Source organism: Rhodococcus sp. MPR-R1B (assembly GCF_058793255.1).
This window is the reverse complement of record NZ_JBXAFO010000003.1, coordinates 141,210-156,624: the sequence shown is the minus strand read 5'-3', so window position 1 is coordinate 156,624 and position 15,415 is coordinate 141,210. Positions and strand designations below refer to the sequence as shown.

The 15,415-nt window shown below is 62.1% G+C and carries 15 protein-coding genes; 7 read left to right on the top strand and 8 right to left on the bottom strand.

Annotated features, from left to right (window positions below; genetic code table 11):
- The first annotated feature begins 46 nt into the window (after nt 1-46).
- Nucleotides 47-1,258 (top strand): PucR family transcriptional regulator, encoded by a 1,212-nt coding sequence (locus AC1Q61_RS06010; RefSeq protein ID WP_113682735.1) that lies wholly within the window; start codon nt 47-49, stop codon nt 1,256-1,258.
- On the opposite strand, the gene AC1Q61_RS06005 is transcribed toward AC1Q61_RS06010, so the two are convergent.
- A complete protein-coding gene (locus AC1Q61_RS06005; protein WP_046379494.1) occupies nt 1,259-2,086 on the bottom strand; it encodes an SDR family oxidoreductase in 828 nt (275 codons plus the stop codon).
- 171 nt (nt 2,087-2,257) lie between these two features.
- On the opposite strand from AC1Q61_RS06005, the gene AC1Q61_RS06000 reads away from it, so the two are divergent.
- Nucleotides 2,258-3,490 carry a PucR family transcriptional regulator gene (locus AC1Q61_RS06000; RefSeq protein ID WP_492651168.1) on the top strand — a complete coding sequence of 411 codons (1,233 nt, stop codon included), beginning with the start codon at nt 2,258-2,260 and terminating at the stop codon, nt 3,488-3,490.
- Between the two features lie 4 nt (nt 3,491-3,494).
- Here the strand turns inward: AC1Q61_RS06000 and AC1Q61_RS05995 are convergent, their stop codons facing one another.
- A complete protein-coding gene (locus AC1Q61_RS05995; RefSeq protein WP_020909514.1) occupies nt 3,495-3,842 on the bottom strand; it encodes a hypothetical protein in 348 nt (115 codons plus the stop codon).
- A 225-nt stretch (nt 3,843-4,067) separates the two neighbouring features.
- Between AC1Q61_RS05995 and AC1Q61_RS05990 the strand changes: the two genes are divergently transcribed.
- Nucleotides 4,068-5,153, top strand: coding sequence for a TerC family protein (locus AC1Q61_RS05990; RefSeq protein ID WP_141488222.1), 1,086 nt, complete (start codon nt 4,068-4,070; stop codon nt 5,151-5,153).
- A gap of 175 nt (nt 5,154-5,328) precedes the next feature.
- Nucleotides 5,329-6,258 carry an alpha/beta hydrolase gene (locus AC1Q61_RS05985; protein WP_031330713.1) on the top strand — a complete coding sequence of 310 codons (930 nt, stop codon included), beginning with the start codon at nt 5,329-5,331 and terminating at the stop codon, nt 6,256-6,258.
- Here the strand turns inward: AC1Q61_RS05985 and AC1Q61_RS05980 are convergent.
- The 5 genes from AC1Q61_RS05980 to AC1Q61_RS05960 form a co-directional block, all read right to left on the bottom strand.
- Nucleotides 6,241-6,912, bottom strand: a complete 672-nt coding sequence (locus AC1Q61_RS05980) for a Dabb family protein (RefSeq protein ID WP_492651167.1) — start codon at nt 6,910-6,912, stop codon at nt 6,241-6,243. The genes AC1Q61_RS05985 and AC1Q61_RS05980 overlap by 18 nt on opposite strands.
- Nucleotides 6,905-7,252 (bottom strand): hypothetical protein, encoded by a 348-nt coding sequence (locus AC1Q61_RS05975; RefSeq protein ID WP_019745797.1) that lies wholly within the window; start codon nt 7,250-7,252, stop codon nt 6,905-6,907. Before AC1Q61_RS05975 ends, AC1Q61_RS05980 begins: the two co-directional genes overlap by 8 nt.
- 45 nt (nt 7,253-7,297) lie before the next feature.
- Nucleotides 7,298-8,815 (bottom strand): MFS transporter, encoded by a 1,518-nt coding sequence (locus AC1Q61_RS05970; RefSeq protein ID WP_020909510.1) that lies wholly within the window; start codon nt 8,813-8,815, stop codon nt 7,298-7,300.
- A 132-nt stretch (nt 8,816-8,947) separates the two neighbouring features.
- A complete protein-coding gene (locus tag AC1Q61_RS05965; RefSeq protein ID WP_492651166.1) occupies nt 8,948-10,411 on the bottom strand; it encodes a benzaldehyde dehydrogenase in 1,464 nt (487 codons plus the stop codon).
- Between the two features lie 92 nt (nt 10,412-10,503).
- Complete coding sequence (locus AC1Q61_RS05960; protein ID WP_003943104.1) at nt 10,504-11,394, bottom strand: LysR family transcriptional regulator; 891 nt, start codon at nt 11,392-11,394, stop codon at nt 10,504-10,506.
- A 123-nt stretch (nt 11,395-11,517) separates the two neighbouring features.
- On the opposite strand from AC1Q61_RS05960, the gene AC1Q61_RS05955 reads away from it, so the two are divergent.
- From AC1Q61_RS05955 to AC1Q61_RS05945, 3 genes are all read left to right on the top strand, one after another.
- The gene (locus AC1Q61_RS05955) at nt 11,518-12,885 is read left to right on the top strand and encodes an NAD(P)/FAD-dependent oxidoreductase (RefSeq protein ID WP_019745793.1); all 1,368 of its coding nucleotides are present in this window, start codon (nt 11,518-11,520) and stop codon (nt 12,883-12,885) included.
- Between the two features lie 79 nt (nt 12,886-12,964).
- Nucleotides 12,965-13,717: an IclR family transcriptional regulator gene (locus AC1Q61_RS05950; RefSeq protein ID WP_019745792.1), complete on the top strand. Its 753-nt coding sequence runs from the start codon at nt 12,965-12,967 to the stop codon at nt 13,715-13,717.
- A 99-nt stretch (nt 13,718-13,816) separates the two neighbouring features.
- Nucleotides 13,817-15,004 (top strand): 4-hydroxybenzoate 3-monooxygenase, encoded by a 1,188-nt coding sequence (locus AC1Q61_RS05945; protein ID WP_020971147.1) that lies wholly within the window; start codon nt 13,817-13,819, stop codon nt 15,002-15,004.
- Between the two features lie 29 nt (nt 15,005-15,033).
- Here AC1Q61_RS05945 and AC1Q61_RS05940 read toward each other — a convergent pair whose 3' ends face one another.
- The gene (locus AC1Q61_RS05940) at nt 15,034-15,390 is read right to left on the bottom strand and encodes a nuclear transport factor 2 family protein (RefSeq protein ID WP_492651165.1); all 357 of its coding nucleotides are present in this window, start codon (nt 15,388-15,390) and stop codon (nt 15,034-15,036) included.
- Between the last annotated feature and the right edge of the window lie 25 nt (nt 15,391-15,415).

Sequence of the window (15,415 nt, the reverse complement as noted above, 5' to 3'; positions counted from 1 at the left end):
TACGACAGTCCCCCCGCCTTCGGAACGTGGTGGAAGAATGCGGGGGGTGAACGCAACCGGAGTACCCACAGAAGTGCTTTCCCGGGTAGCCGCGGCAGGGGCGGACGACGCCGGTGGCCTACCCGTCGAACTGCTGGGTGATTTCCTGGACGTGCTCAGTGTCGCCGTATGCGAGGGGAAGCCGCTGCAGCGTCGTCAGCTGCATCGTTTCCGCGCCCGTGGTGAAGAAGCGGCGCAGCAGGGTGTTGCCCTGCGAGCCTTGCTCGATCTTTATCTCTCCTCGGCTTGGCGCCTGTGGCGTGAGCTCCCCGCTGTTATTGCGGCACAATCGGATCCGACTGCCGTCGTCTCGGCCGGCGAAGTCATGCTCCGCGCCGTCGACGATGCCGTCGCCGAACTGGCCGAAGGATTCCAGTTGGCCAGGCGTTCTCTGGTCCGCTCGCAGGTATCGGCACGCCGTGAGTTCGTCGACGACCTGTTGACCGGTGGAGCCGATGTCGTCGGATTGTTAGGTCGTGCTTCGGGATTCGGGCTCCATCTCAGCGGTCCGCATGCCGTCGCGGTGGTGACCGCGACGCGCGAGTTCACCGACGACAATCCCTTGGTGCGGGCCGTCGAACGTGCCGTGCTCGGCAGCAAGGGTGACGCCGACGCGCTGGTTGCCAGCAAGAGCGGCAAACTGGTCGTCGTTTTCGCGGCGCCGGACCGTGATGCCGTCGACCACGTGCTGGCGGGTATTCGGTCGGCTCTCGGACCGGGAACCGATGACGACGGGCGAGTTCAGTTGCAGCGGCGTGCTTTGGACGGCACCTGGCAGATCGGTGTCGGGCGCCCTCGCACCACTGCTTCGGGCGTCGTGGCGTCGTACCGGGAGGCGCTCGACGCACTGGACCTGGCGCAGCGCCTGTCGTTGACCGCACCGATCATCGATGCTCGTGACCTGCTGGTCTACCGCGTTCTGGTCAACGACAGGCCGGCGGTCACCGACCTGATCCACACCCTGCTCACGCCGCTGCTCGAGGCGCGTGGCGGCGCTGGGCCGATGATCGACACCCTGCTCGCGTACTTCTCCGCCGGCGGCAATACGGCAAAGACCGCCCGAGACCTGCATTTGTCGGTCCGGGCGGTCACGTACCGCTTGGACCGTATCCGTGAACTCACCGGCCAGAACGTCAACGACCCCAACGACAGCTTCGCGCTCCACGCTGCCGTGTTGGGCGCGAAGTTGCTCGACTGGCCGGCCACGGAGCTGGCCTGATCAGCTGGTGCGCGCCCGTTCCTCGTATGCAGCACGGGCCGCGGTGTCCACGTCGCCGAGAAACTGCGTCTCGACGCCGAACAGTCGGCTCAATGCCTCGTAAGGCCGTCGGGGTACGAAACCCTGTGCCTGGACAAGCAGTCCGGACACTCGCGTAATGCGCACGCGTGGTCGAGGTTTGGTGATCAAGCCGACGATTGCTTCGGCGATTTCCTCTGGCTGAACCTGACGGAAACCCTTCATTCCCGAAGTCCCGGAAGTGAGTTGGGTGTTGGTGAGCGTCGGCAGTACGGACGAGACGTTCACTCCGGTGCCACGAACTTCCTTGCGGACAGAATCGGTGAAGCCCAACACCGCATGCTTGGCGCCGCAGTACGTCGACAGACCGGGGCACGGGAGTTCGCCGGCAAGCGAAGCGATGTTGATGACGTGTCCACGTCCACGTGGAAGCATCCGTCGCAGTGCGAGTTTGGTTCCCGTGATCACGCCGAGGACGTCGATCTCGATGATGCGTCTGGTCACGGTGTCGTCCTCGTCGACGATCCGTCCGACCGGCATGATGCCCGCATTGTTGACCAGTACGTCGATCGGGCCGAGTTCACCTTCGACGGTGTCGAGGAAGTCGAAGAACGACGCGGGGTCGGTGACGTCGAGACGCCCGAACGTACGGATGCCCAAATCTTTTGCAGCCTGCGCGAGAGTGGCTTCGTCGATGTCGCCGATCGCGACCCTCGCGCCGAGGCTGATGAGCCGTTTCGCGGTGGCGTATCCGATGCCCCTGGCGCCACCGGTGATGACCACTACCTGACCGTCGAAAGGCTTGTTCATATCGCGAGCGTCTCCAAAAACTAGAGGGATGGGATTGCAGTGACGTAAATCTGCAGCGACGTGAAACTGCAGTGAGATGTGATTGTGGACCAGTTGAAGTTGGGTAGATAGGGCTTGTTGGCCGAACCAAGGCGATAGATTTATGACTAAGTCACAATTCGGGGAGGCGTCATGGACACATCGGAGTTGGACGGTTGGATTGCGAATCTCGCACCCATCTATCTCCAGCCGGAGGTGATCGACGGTTTCGTCCAACGCATCGACGACGCCATTGCCGAGGCCAATCCCGAGGTGGCGGCTGATCGGGAGCTACGACGCGATGTGGATGCGAGCACCGCGGCGCAACTCCGCGTCATCGTGGCGGCGATCGCGGGCGGTTCCCAGGAGGTCACGCCGCCGGCGGAGTCGGTTGCGCTTGCACTCACCGTCGCTCGGCGCGGTATGGATCTTCGGGTCCTGCTCAAAATCTACGGCGCCGGACGCCTCGCGATGCTGGGCTTCGTCGACGAGTCGATAGAAGCACTCCCGATAGGTCCGGAACTCAAACGCGCACTTCTGGTTCGAGTGTGGGGTTCGGCGATGAGATGGCTGGAAGTGACCACCGAATTGTTGGTCGCGACGTACGCGAAGGAGCGGGAGAGCTTGGCGCGCGGCGCTTTTGCGCGTCGGTCCGAGACGGTGCACGCGATTGTCGCGGGCGAAGCCCTTCACTCCGACGAAGCGTCCCGGATCCTGGACTATCCGATGCGGCGCCACCACACGGCGTTTGTTCTCTGGACGGACGACACCGACCCGGCTGCAGACGTATTGGCGCGGTTGGACTCGTACGCCCGTACTTTTGTGGACGAGTCCAATGGCGAGCGTGTTCTGACTTTGCCTTCGGGCGCGCGTGAGCTGTGGTCGTGGGTCGCGCATTTCGACGGCCAGGAGTGGGCGTCACATGTTGATGCCCGGCATTCGGATCTTCGCGTTGCAGTGGGAGCGAGCGGTTACGGAATGGAAGGATTCGCTCGCAGTCATCGCGAGGCGCTCGCCGCGCAGCGCGTGGCGGTCCGTTCCGGGGGCTCGCCGGGTATCACCGTCTACGAGGATGTTCAGGTTCCCTGTCTGCTCACCGAAGATCTGGGCGAACTGCGTGAGTTGGTGGCTCGGGAACTGAAAGGCTTGGCCGGCGCGGACGGCGTCACGACGCGCATCCGTGACACCGTCCGGGTCTACTACGAGAACAACGGCACCGCGGCCGCTACTGCCGCAGCCCTCGGCCTGCACAAGAACACCGTGCGGTATCGACTCGATCAGGCCGAAAAGCTACTGGGTCGCAGCGTCGACCAGCGTCGGCTGCCGACGGAGTTGGCCCTCATCGCACTGGAGAGCTACGGAGCCACCATCGCGCCGGCGCCGTGATTCGCTACTGCATGTCATCGAGACCGGGGAGCGAGTAGCCGGAGTTGTCATCCCAATCTGCGGGGGTGTCGTCGAGTGAAACGTCCCAGTCGGCGTCGGGCACCGCTCGCCGGAGTTCGGTCAGGGCGTTGAACCAGTAGACGAGTGACGGAATCACCTCGGTCGGATCGCTCGAGATCTTGGTCGAGCCGTTGAGCAGAGTGTTGGGGATATCCGACGGGTAGAGGTCCAGGACCTCGTAGTCGAACGGAAATTCGTCGTTGTGGACGGCGATGAGTCGGTCGACTTCGGCCTTCTCGTCGTCGGTCAGCGGTGTGGAGCGGACGGCGGAGTAGTACAACGAGGTGCTCATGTTTGCCAGGCTAGAACAAGTTGCCTTCCAACGGCGGTTTCGGATGCAACACCTTTAGATTGCATGATCTCGGCAACTTTAGATACAAAAGTCGTCGATATTTCGACAGGGATGGATAGAAGTCGGCAAGGAACACTGGAGAAGACGGCGAGACGGCCGTCCGAACCCAGTGAAGGAGCTCCCCGTGACCGCAGTCATCAGTGCCATTCGGGTAGGTGGTCAGCGATGAACGTTCCCATGTGGGCGTGGGCCGCGTTCGCCGCAGTCATCGTCGTCATGTTGCTCATCGACTTGCTCGCCCACCGCGGCGCGCATGTCATCGGCTTCAAGGAAGCGGCCTGGTGGAGTGCACTCTGGGTCGGTTTGTCTCTCGTGTTCGCGGTGGTTGTCACCCTGACCTTGGGGGTGAACTCGGGCGTCGAATTCACAACAGCCTGGCTGTTGGAGAAGAGCCTCTCGGTCGACAACCTCTTCGTGTTCGCCCTGATCTTCGGTTACTTCAAGGTGCCCCGTGAGTACCAGCACCGTGTGCTGTTCTTCGGTGTCATCGGCGCCCTGATCTTCCGCGGAATCTTCCTCGCTGCCGGCGTTGCCGTGGTCAGCAAGTTCACGGCCGTCCTGTTCGTCTTCGCCGCCATCCTGCTCTACAGCGCTTACAAGCTGCTCAAGGACGACGACGAGAGCTTCGATCCGGGTACGTCGCTGGCAGTTCGCCTGCTGCGCAAGATCATGCCGGTTCGCGAGGAATACGCGGGAACCAAGTTCTTCGTCAAGGAAGCCGGAAAGCGCGTCGCAACACCGCTGTTCGCCGTCGTCGTCGCCATCGAAGCCGCCGACCTCGTGTTCGCAGTCGACAGCGTCCCGGCAGTCCTGGCAGTGAGCGACGACCCGTTCATCGTGTACTCCAGTAACGCGTTTGCGATCCTGGGTCTGCGTGCCCTGTACTTCCTGCTCTCGGGTCTGCTCGAGAAGTTCCACTACCTCTCCAAGGGTCTGTCGATCATCCTCGCCTTCATCGGCGTGAAGCTGATCATGCAGGCCAGCCACAAGGTGATCAGCACGTCGATCCCCGAGATCCCCTCGCTGGTCAGCCTCGCGGTGATCATCGTGGTCTTGGCAGGCTCGATCATCCTGAGCCTCAAGAAACCGCTACCGCAAGAGCCTGAGGCCGAAGAGGTTGCGTCCGGTGAGGCACCGGTCGACCTCGAGAAGACAGGCCCGAATGGGGGCGTCGAGTCTTCCGACATCGCACTTGCTGCCGGCGAGCACGACGACGATGACGACAAGGTGGATGCTCGCAGTAGGAGCTGACACCTGATCGGCTGAACCGAATCGAAAAGGGAGACCACACAACGAGGTGTGGTCTCCCTTTCTGTTTCTCACCGCTTCTCGCGACCAAACAGACCACTGATCGGGAAGGTGTGTTCTCACTCGGCCGCGCGCGATCTACCTTGGCGGATGCCGACGTCCGAGATCAGGAGTGCACATGACAATTCACGCGGAAGTCATCACCATGCTGGCCACGCTCAACGCCGCATTTCCGGATGTCACCAGCTTCGAGCCGTCGGAGTTACGTGCTCTGCTTCGGAATCGACGCGCCCCGTTGGAGCGGCTTCCCGATTTGCGTACGGTCGAAGATCTCGCAATCGAGGGCCCCGGTGGAGATCTGGCGATCCGTGTCTACCGCCCGCACACTTCCTCCGACGCCATACCGCTGGTCGTCTTCGCTCATGGCGGAGGCTTCGTGTTCTGTGACCTGGACAGCCATGACGAATTCTGCCGGTCCATGGCAGAAGGGGTTGGCGCCGTCGTCGTCTCCGTCGATTATCGTCTGGCCCCTGAGCACCCCGCGCCGGCAGCACACGACGACGTCTACGCCGCATTGGAGTGGGCGGCGAAACACGCGGCACAGTACGGCGCAGACCCGAGCAAGATAGTCCTTGCCGGCGACAGCGCGGGCGGCAATCTTGCTGCGACAGTTGCCATCGCCGCCCGCGATCGTGGGGGGCCGGCGGTTGCGGCGCAGGTTCTCATCTATCCGGTGATCGACGACGATTTCGACACCGAGTCCTACCGTCTCTATGGTACCGACCACTACAACACGACCACGGCCATGAAGTGGTACTGGGACCAATATGCTCCCGAACGCCGAGATGACGTGCGGGTGATACCCACTCGGACAGAGTCGTTCGCCGATCTTCCCGCGGCTGTTGTCGTGACAGCCGAGCTGGATCCGCCGTGCTCGTCCGGTGACGAGTACGCGAAACTGCTTGCCTCGGCCGGCGTCCCCGTGCAGCATCATCGCTTCGACGGGTTGTTTCACGGGTTCCTCACTATTCCGTCATTGTCGCTCACAGAGCCGGCACGCCAGAAAGTTTGGGCGATGATCCGCGAGGTATCAGCCGCCGCTCGATAGGATCTCGTCGCCCAGTTCACCGAAGGTATGGCAGATTCTTTCCCGCACAATGACTTCGGTGCATTCGGGATCGAACCATCGATCAACGACGCCCCAGTGGATCGGATGATCGAGGTATTGGGTCTGCAGTGATTCGAGGTCGGTGAACTCCTGCTCCCACACATGGGTCCACGGTGCTTCGTCACATGCAGGTGTTGCGCCGGTCGCCGCACTCACCCGACTGAGTCGCCAGGCAGCGATCGAGGAGATATGCCCGGGCATCTTCAGCAGGTCACTTTCGAACTGTTCGATTTCGTCCTCGGAGGTAGTGGGTTCAACGCGAATCAGCAGCGCTCGGTACACCCCGTTCGGGCCCGTGGCGCGCGAGCGACCCTCGGTTCCGGAAACGTACTCGGCGCCGTGAAAGCGTTCGATGGCATCGTGGTGAAGTTCTGCGTCGACGGAATCGCTAACGGCTCGCCACGCGGCTTCATTCGCGAACTGAAGATAAACGGTCAGATCTCCGCCGTTGATGGCGCCGGGCAGAGTAGCGGTGACGAGATGGCGAACTGCGCCCGACGATTCTGCCACTGCCGCAATGGTGTTCACCGCATTCGCCCAGCCGTCCGAGTCCGTGCTGTCGGCAGCAAAAACAACCCTCGTGACGTTATACATCGGCCAGTGCCTCGACGTCGTCGGCAGCAGCAGCCATGGTGCGGCTACGTTCGCAGATGAGTGGTTCCATGGCATCCCACCACTGCCGAAGCGTGGTGTCGCCGCGACTCAGACGAGTCATTGCCCACCAACCGGAGGCTCCGTCGACGGTCCACGTGATAGTGACGACGTTCGGTTCGTACTCGGACCACAACGGCGGACTGACAAGTATGTTGTCGAGGGTAAGGCTGCGTCGCCGGGCGTTCGGCAGGTAGCCGGCACGCCATTCGTCGACGAACTTCTGCCCGCATCCGGGATTCGTGACGATCCGGTCGATCACGTAGAGAGTCTCACCTGCCATGTGCGCAGGCTACGGTCCGTCTAAGTCTCTGCGGTACTACCGATCTCACGCAGCGGGAGGTTGTTCGGAAGCGGACGGGGAGTGCGCCGGTCGCAGCCCCAGCCACCCCACCAGTCCCACCAGAACGAAGGCTACGCCCGCGGTCGCGAACGTGACGGTGAAGGCAGATTCGCTTGGCATCGCCGGAACCCCTTCGGGGAGGTTCGCGATTGTCATCGACGCCAGAATCGTTGTCACTACTGCGCTGCCGATGGCGCTGCCGGTGGAACGTGAGATCGAGTTGATGCCGTTGGCGATGCCGCTCTGATGATGCGGGACGTTGGACATGATGATGGCGGGCATGGCTGCATAGCCGAGGCTGAGGGCGGCGCCGATCACCATGCCCGCACCGATGACCGACGCGGTGTGCGTGTGGTCGAACGCGAGCCACGCAAACGGCACCGCGCCCAGGATCGCAGTGAGTCCCAGAACGAATCGCGGCCCACGGAGTCTGATGAGACGACCGCCGATCGGGGCGGCGATCAGCGAAACTATCGCGCCAGGCAGCAGGAATTCGACCGACGCACGCAGAATGCTCGCGTCGAAGCCGTATCCGGTGAGATCGCGGGGAAGTTGTGCGAGATACGAGATCCCGAGGAAGTTCGCGAACATGCCGAAGCCCACCACGACGCCGGCAAGATTTGCCATCATCACCGGGCGGTGGACGAACATCCGCATGTCGACAAGCGGCTCGTCGACGATCTTCTCGATCCACACCCAGACTGCGAACATCACGATCGAGGCCACAAAAACACCGACGGTCAAGGGCGACAACCACCCCCATTGGTGGCCTTGAGAAATCGCCAGAAGAAGCAGAAGTAGTGCCGCGCCCAGACTCAGCGCACCGATGAGGTCCACGCGCCCACCGCTTTTGTGCGTGGTGGGCGGGACCAGCGTGGCGACGGCAATCAAGGCCAGCACTGCGAATCCGGTGGCCATCCAGAAGGCGTTGCGGTAGTCGGCATCCGGAGCCGATGTGAGCAGACCGGTGGCCACGAGGGCGAGACCGCTGCCGAACGCGAGAGTTCCGCTGACCAGGGCCATGGCGCCGGGAAGCTTCTGTGGTCGTATCTCTTCGCGCAAGACCGAGAGTGCGAGAGGGAAGATCGCGGTGGCTGTTCCCTGGAGTACACGGCCGAGGATCAGCAGTGGCAGATTGTGTGCCAATGCTGCGACAATCGAACCGATCACCATGACGACGAGGACGCCGACCAAGGTGCGCTTCTTGCCGTGCTGATCGCCGTAGCGTCCCAGCAGGGGAGTGAAGACGGCAGCGGAAAGCAGGGTCGCCGTCGTCACCCAACTGACGCCGGCGGACGAGGCTCCGAGGTCGGACTGAATCCGTCCCAGGATCGGAACCGGCAGCGTCTGCATCATCGAGACGATCATCGCTGCCAGGCTCAAAGCGCCGATGATCACGGCCTCCCGGCGCGGCGATCTTGCTACGGACTGGTCCGGGGAATCGGTGGCAGTTGGCGTGGCGCTGGGGCTCGCGGCACTGCTCGTCGTAACTGTGTTCGTCAACGGGTCCTTCTCGGGAACAACAAGAGAAAATGCTTAATGTGGCGAAGTAATTTTCTCTGGATGGTAAGTCCGCGAGATCGATCCCGTCAATGCTGGTCAGCGACCGAGTGGGACGTGCCCTGTGAATTCGTTCTAGAAGGGGTATACCGGGAGTGCACTTTGCGCCGTCACCCATTGTGTTTCCGTGAAGGCATCGAGGTTTGCACCGATACCGCCGACACGGCCGCCGTTACCCGAAGACGCCATGCCGCCGAACGGGATGACGGCTTCGTCGCCGACCGTCTGATCGTTGATGTGTACCAGGCCGGTGGGAATCTGTTGGGCGAGTTCGAGTCCGCGCATGGCGTCGGAGGCCAGAATGCCCAGCGACAATCCGTACTCGGAATCGTTGGCTATGGCGACGGCTTGTTCGACGGTGGCGAAGGAGGTCACCGGTGCGACCGGCCCGAAGACCTCGTCGGCGAAGGCCGGCGCGGTGAGTGGGGTGTCGGCTAGCACGGTGGGCCGGTAGAAGAGATCCTCGTAGGTGCCGCCGGCAGCCAGTTTTGCTCCGGCCGCGATGCTTCCGTTGACCAGAGAGTGGATGTGGTCGCGTTGTTTGGCGTCGATGATGGGTCCGAGTGCGACCTGACCGGTGAACGGGTCGCCTACCGGAAGCTTGTCGGCGTGTTCGGCAAGGAGTGCGGTGTAGTCGGCGGCGATACTTTCGTGGACCAGTTGGCGGCCGGTGGTCATGCAGATCTGTCCCTGGTGCATGAACGATCCGAAAGCGCCGACAGATGCGGCCTTTTCGAGGTCGACGTCATCCATGACGATCAGCGCATTGTTGCCGCCGAGTTCAAGATGAGCGCGCTTGAGATAGCGGCCCGCCAGTTCGCCGACCGCGCGTCCAGCTCGGGTCGACCCGGTGAATGCGATGACGCGAACGCTCGGATGAACCACGATTGCCTCACCGGCGTCAGCGCCGCCCGGCAGCATGCTGAACACTCCGGCGGGCAAGCCTGCTTCTTCGAAGATGCGAGCGAGAACCACACCGCCGCAGATCGCCGTGCGCGGGTCAGGCTTGAGGATCACCGAATTGCCCAGCGCCAGTGCGGGAGCGACTGCACGGATCGACAAAATGATGGGGAAGTTGAACGGCGCGATGACGCCGACGGTTCCGACGGGTACGCGACGAGAGAAGCTCAGCCGAGGTTGCTCCGAGCGCAGAACCTCGCCGACAGGGTGTGCGGCCAAAGCTGCTGCGTTGTAGCACTCTTCGGCAGCGGTATGGGTTTCCAGCCCGGCCTTGGCCGGGATGCTGCCGGCCTCGCGGATTACCCATTCGCCGATTTCGTCGGCGTACTGCTCGAACAGTTGACCGGCGCGGCGTAGAACGGCGGCTCGTTCAGTGTATGGCCTTGCCGCCCAATTCTTCTGAGCTGCAGTAGCTTTTGTTGCAGCGGCCGCCACGTCGTCGGGTGTTGCCATGCCGACCGTCGTCAACTGCTTGCCGGTGGCCGGCTCGACGACAATACGATCGTCGGCGCTACCGCGAACCCATTCGCCGTCGAAGATCTTCGATTCCCACACAGGTTCGCTCAGCAAACGCGTCATGGCCGCTCCTCGGTAAAGGGATGCAACCGCGCGCCGCATCACATGGTTGCCCACCACGTTGCTCTGTGGGGGGGTCGATCGCCATCGCACTTTCACTCAGTGAAAGACGGATTCATGGCGTCCTTGAGTGCTTGGATCAGATCGGCGAACTCGGTGGAGTGGGTAGCGCCGCTGCGGGTCACACCCGAGACAGGAATGCGCAAGCGGCCGTGCGATTCTCGCATGAAGCTGATTCCAGCGCGTGGAGATTCGCCTGCGGTGATCGAATAGAGCAGGGTCCAGGCGCGCGGGTTGGTGATCACGTCCAGCGTGGCTGTGTGATCGCTCGGAATTGCGGGGCCCAGTTGGACGCGTCGATCGATCTCGCGGAATGCGTCCTCGACCACCTTGTGAATGAGCACCTGACTTTGGCGCGGCGGCAGGAGCAGGGGATATGCGGCCAGATCATTGAGGTCGACGCTTTGCTGGCCGGCTAGGGGGTGCCGACTCGACATGACGACCAGCAGATCTTCGACGCCGAGGTCCAAGGGTTCGAGTCCGGGGCGGTCGACGCCGCCGCGAATCAGGGCGATGTCCGCGTCACCGGAGGCCACAGCATCCATGCGGTGGGCAAAGCTCTTGATGACGAACTCGACGTCCAGGTCCGGATGAAGTTCGCGCACGTGTGCGATGGCGTCCAGCGTCTGAGCGGCAAAGCTCATGTTTCCGGTGATTCGGATCCGGGCTCTCGGGTCTCGTGCGACGGAGTACGCCATCGTTTCGAGACTGAGGACTTGCTGCGCGATGGGCACCAGTCGCGATCCTGCCGGGGCCAGGCGAACCGCCCGGGTCGAGCGCTCGAAGAGTGTCGCCCCGAGCTCCTTCTCCAGTCGTGCGACCTGATGGCTGATCGCCGACTGCGAGATGAAGCAGCGTTCGGCAGCGCGACTGAAGCTCAGTTCCTCGCTCACGACGAGAAAGTACTTGAGTTGGCGGAAGTCCATGAGGACAGCTTACTTATGAGCAATCGAGATAACAGTCTTGCGAATACTCCAGCTAGCTGGACCCGACCCATGATCAGTCCATACCGTAATAGTCATACTTTCAATTTGGTTGAGGAGTTCGTTGTGGATAGAACAGCTGCGGGTCGCGCCGACATCGACGCGACTGGACACGAGAAGACTCAGGTTGTGATCGTCGGTTCGGGATTCGGAGCCCTCGCCGCGGCCAAGACCCTCGCGAAGTCCAAGACGCCGTTCGTTCTCATCTCCGCCACCACCGAGCACCTCTTCCAGCCGTTGCTCTACCAGGTGGCGACGGGTGTCCTGTCGGCCGGCGAAGTTGCTCCGCCCATCCGCACGATCCTGCAGAAGTACCCCAACGCCGACGTCCGCCTCGGCCGCGTCGTCGAGGTCAACGCCGAAGAGAACACCGTCGTCTACGAAGCCTCGGGCACCCGCCACACGCTCGGGTACCGCTCGCTCATCGCAGCCACCGGTGCCACGCAGGCGTACTTCGGTCATGACGAGTTCGAAAAGGTCACCTACAAGCTCAAGACAGTCGAGGACGCCGAGGTACTGCGTAAGCAGATCCTGCGTTGCTTCGAGGAAGCGCACACCACCAACGACGCGCTGGTTCGCCGTAACCTGCTGAGCTTCGTTGTCGTGGGTGCCGGCGCGACCGGCGTCGAGCTCGCCGGACAGATCAAGGAACTGGCGCGTCGCTACTTTGCGAAGGCCATCAACAACATCAGTGCCGACGAGGTCACGGTCACCATGGTCGAGGGCGCCGGCGTTGCGCTTCCGGCCTTCGGCGGCAAGCTCAGTGAGTACACGCAGGCCTCGCTCGAGAAGTCGGGTGTCGAGGTAGTCCTCAACACCATGGTCACCGCCATCGACGAGCACGGTGTCACCGTCTCTTCGGCAAAGACCAAGGAAGAGAAGCGCATCGACGCCGAGACCGTCATCTGGTCGGCCGGTGTACGCGCCAACGACTTCGCCGCAGTGCTCGGCGAGGCAACCGGTTGTGAGAGTGACCGCGCAGGTCGTCTGCTCATCAATCCGGACTTGACCGTCGGCGGGTTCGCCAACGTCTTTGCCATCGGCGACATGACTTCGCTCAACGGTCTGCCCGGTCAGTCGCCCGTTGCAATGCAGGGTGGCCGTCACGCAGCGAAGACTGTGAACGGAAAGGTCAAGGCCGGAACGCCTTTCAAGTACTTCGACAAGGGCAGCATGTCGATCATCAGCCGATTCAGCGCTGTATGTCGCGTCCGCAAGGTCGAGTTCAAGGGCACGATCGCCTGGTTCATGTGGCTGGCCGTGCACGTGATGTATCTGGTGGGCTTCCGCAACCGGTACGTCGCTGTGATGTCGTGGTTCGGTTCGTTCATCGGTCACCGTCGTCCGCACTTCCACTACGCGCAGGAACCGATGAAGATCGAGGCCGCGCCGCCGGTGACCGAACGCGAACCGGAATTGGCGCACTCCGCGTAGCTCCGCACCGCCTGAACACGTTTCGCCTGATGCCAGTCACAGTGGATTCTTAGTGGCACTGCCCTGTCACACTGTGTGAATGGCATCAGGCGACCGTTCGTTGATCGGCCGGGCATTTATCGTGCTCGGTGCCTTCGACGCGAAATCGCCGCGGTTGACGCAGTCGGAGATCAGTCGTCGCAGCGGTTTACCTCTGCCCACCGTTCATCGGCTGTGTGGGCAGTTGGTGGCTGAGGGCGCACTCGAGCGTCGGAGTGACGGCAAGTACCAGGTCGGAGTGCGGTTGTGGGAGATCGGCGCTCTTGCTCCCGGCGCTCACGGCCTGCGGCAGGTGGCGTTGCCGTTCCTCGAGGACCTGTACGAGGTCACCCGGGAGAATGTGCAGTTGGTCGTTCGTGAGGGTACCGAGGCGCTGTACCTCGAGCGCTTGTCCTCGCGTAGTGCTGTCACCGTTGTCGGTCGGGCCGGGGGAAGATTGCCGTTGCACGCGTCCAGCGGTGGATTGATTCTCCTCGCGCACGGCGGAACCGAGCTTCTCGACGACGTCCTCCAGGCCGGTCTCGAGTCGTTCACTCCCAAAACCATTACGTCCGAGCGGATTTTGCGAGCAACTCTCGACGAGATCAGACGCACCGGGTTTGTCGTCTGCCGTGAGTATCTGAACGTCGGAACCCTTGCCGTCGCCGCTCCGGTCCGCGAAGCCGGTGGCAATGTCGTCGCAGCAGTCTCGACAGTTGTTCCGGTGGAGCAGGATCCGGCTCCTTTACTGCCGGCCTTGGTCGCGGCCGCCCGTGGAATTTCACGCGGGCTCGGTGGCGGCGGACTTGGATAGCTCGTATTCGGTCTTTCACTGAGTGAAATTACAGCTGTTCAGGGGAGTGATCGTGGTCGATGGTGGTCTCAATCGTCACTCACCTCAGGAGTTCTCTGTATGTCTTCTTCGCGCACCCAGGTCGGAATCGTCGGTGGTGGTCCCGCCGGGTTGATGCTCTCGCATCTGTTGCATCTGAAGGGAATCGATTCGGTAGTCCTGGAATGTCGCACCCGTGAAGAGGTAGAAGGCACCATTCGTGCCGGCGTGCTCGAACAGAACACGGTTGATCTCATGGTCGAGACCGGACTCGGTGATCGACTGAAGCGGGAGGGCCTCGAACATCACGGAATCGAGCTGCGATTCGGCGGGCGAGGGCACCGAATCGCGTTCGACGAACTGACCGACGGGCGCGCAGTCACGGTGTATCCGCAACACGAGGTGCTCAAGGATCTGATCGCGCGACGTCTTGCTGACGGCGGGGACATTCGATTCGGAGTGTCCGACGCGAAAGTGCACGATCACGAATCGGATCGCCCGAGCATCACTTTTGTCGACTCGGACGGAAACGACCAGAAGCTCGAGTGCGCCCTGGTGGCCGGTTGCGACGGATCACGTACGCAAACACGAAAGCTGATTCCCGAACCGTCGATCCGAACGGATCATTTCCGCCAGTATCCCTTCGCGTGGTTCGGCATCCTGGCCGAGGCTCCGCCGTCATCGGAAGAATTGATCTACGCCAACCATGAGCGTGGGTTTGCACTGATCAGCACGCGGACCCCCGAGGTGCAGCGTCATTATCTTCAGGTCGATCCGGACGACTCCGTGGACAACTGGTCCGACGATAGAATCTGGGACGAGCTGCACATGCGCGTCGACGGCGAGGGCGCAGAGATCAAGGACGGCAGGATCTTTCAGAAATCGATCCTTCAGTTCCGCAGCTTCGTTTGTGAACCGATGCAGCACGGCAACCTGTTTCTTGCCGGCGATGCGGCGCACACCGTGCCGCCGACCGGTGCGAAGGGAATGAATCTCGCGATCGCCGACGTTTACGCTCTGGCGAAGGCAATGGACAGTTTCTTCACCTCGTCCGACCGAAAGATGTTGGACGGGTACACCGAAACGGTGCTGCCGCGTGTGTGGCGGACGCAGCACTTCTCGTGGTGGATGTCGTCGATGCTCCATCGCTTGCCAGACGACAGCGGTTTCGGGCATCGCCGTCAACTGGCCGAGTTGGACATGGTCACGCGTTCGGTCGCCGGACGAACGCTGATCGCCGAGAACTACGTCGGAACGCCCTTGATCTAGAGAGTTGTCGCAGATTTTGCGGTGCGTAATCAGTGGAGCGGGGTGCCTTGATGGTGTACCAGTTGCCATCCGACCGGGGCGCGGCGCCACAGGGATGTGCGCCGCGCTCGACGCACGCCACGGACTGAATCCCACTGTGTCAGGACGTATCCGTCGTCGATGATTCGACCGGTCAAGTTGTGAACTTCGATGCCGTCGCCGTCGATGGGTTCGTTTCGCAGTGATTCAACGGTCGACGGTAGGTCCCGGACGCTACCCGACGCGCCTATCTCGATGAAGTCTTCGGCAAGCAATGCCAGTACACGTGCGCTGTCCCGCCTGCATTCGGCAGTTTGCAGTTCCCGCTCCAAGGCGAGGACTTCCTCGACGTCGGTTTGTGGGGTCATGAATGCTCCTCTGCCTACGCATTGG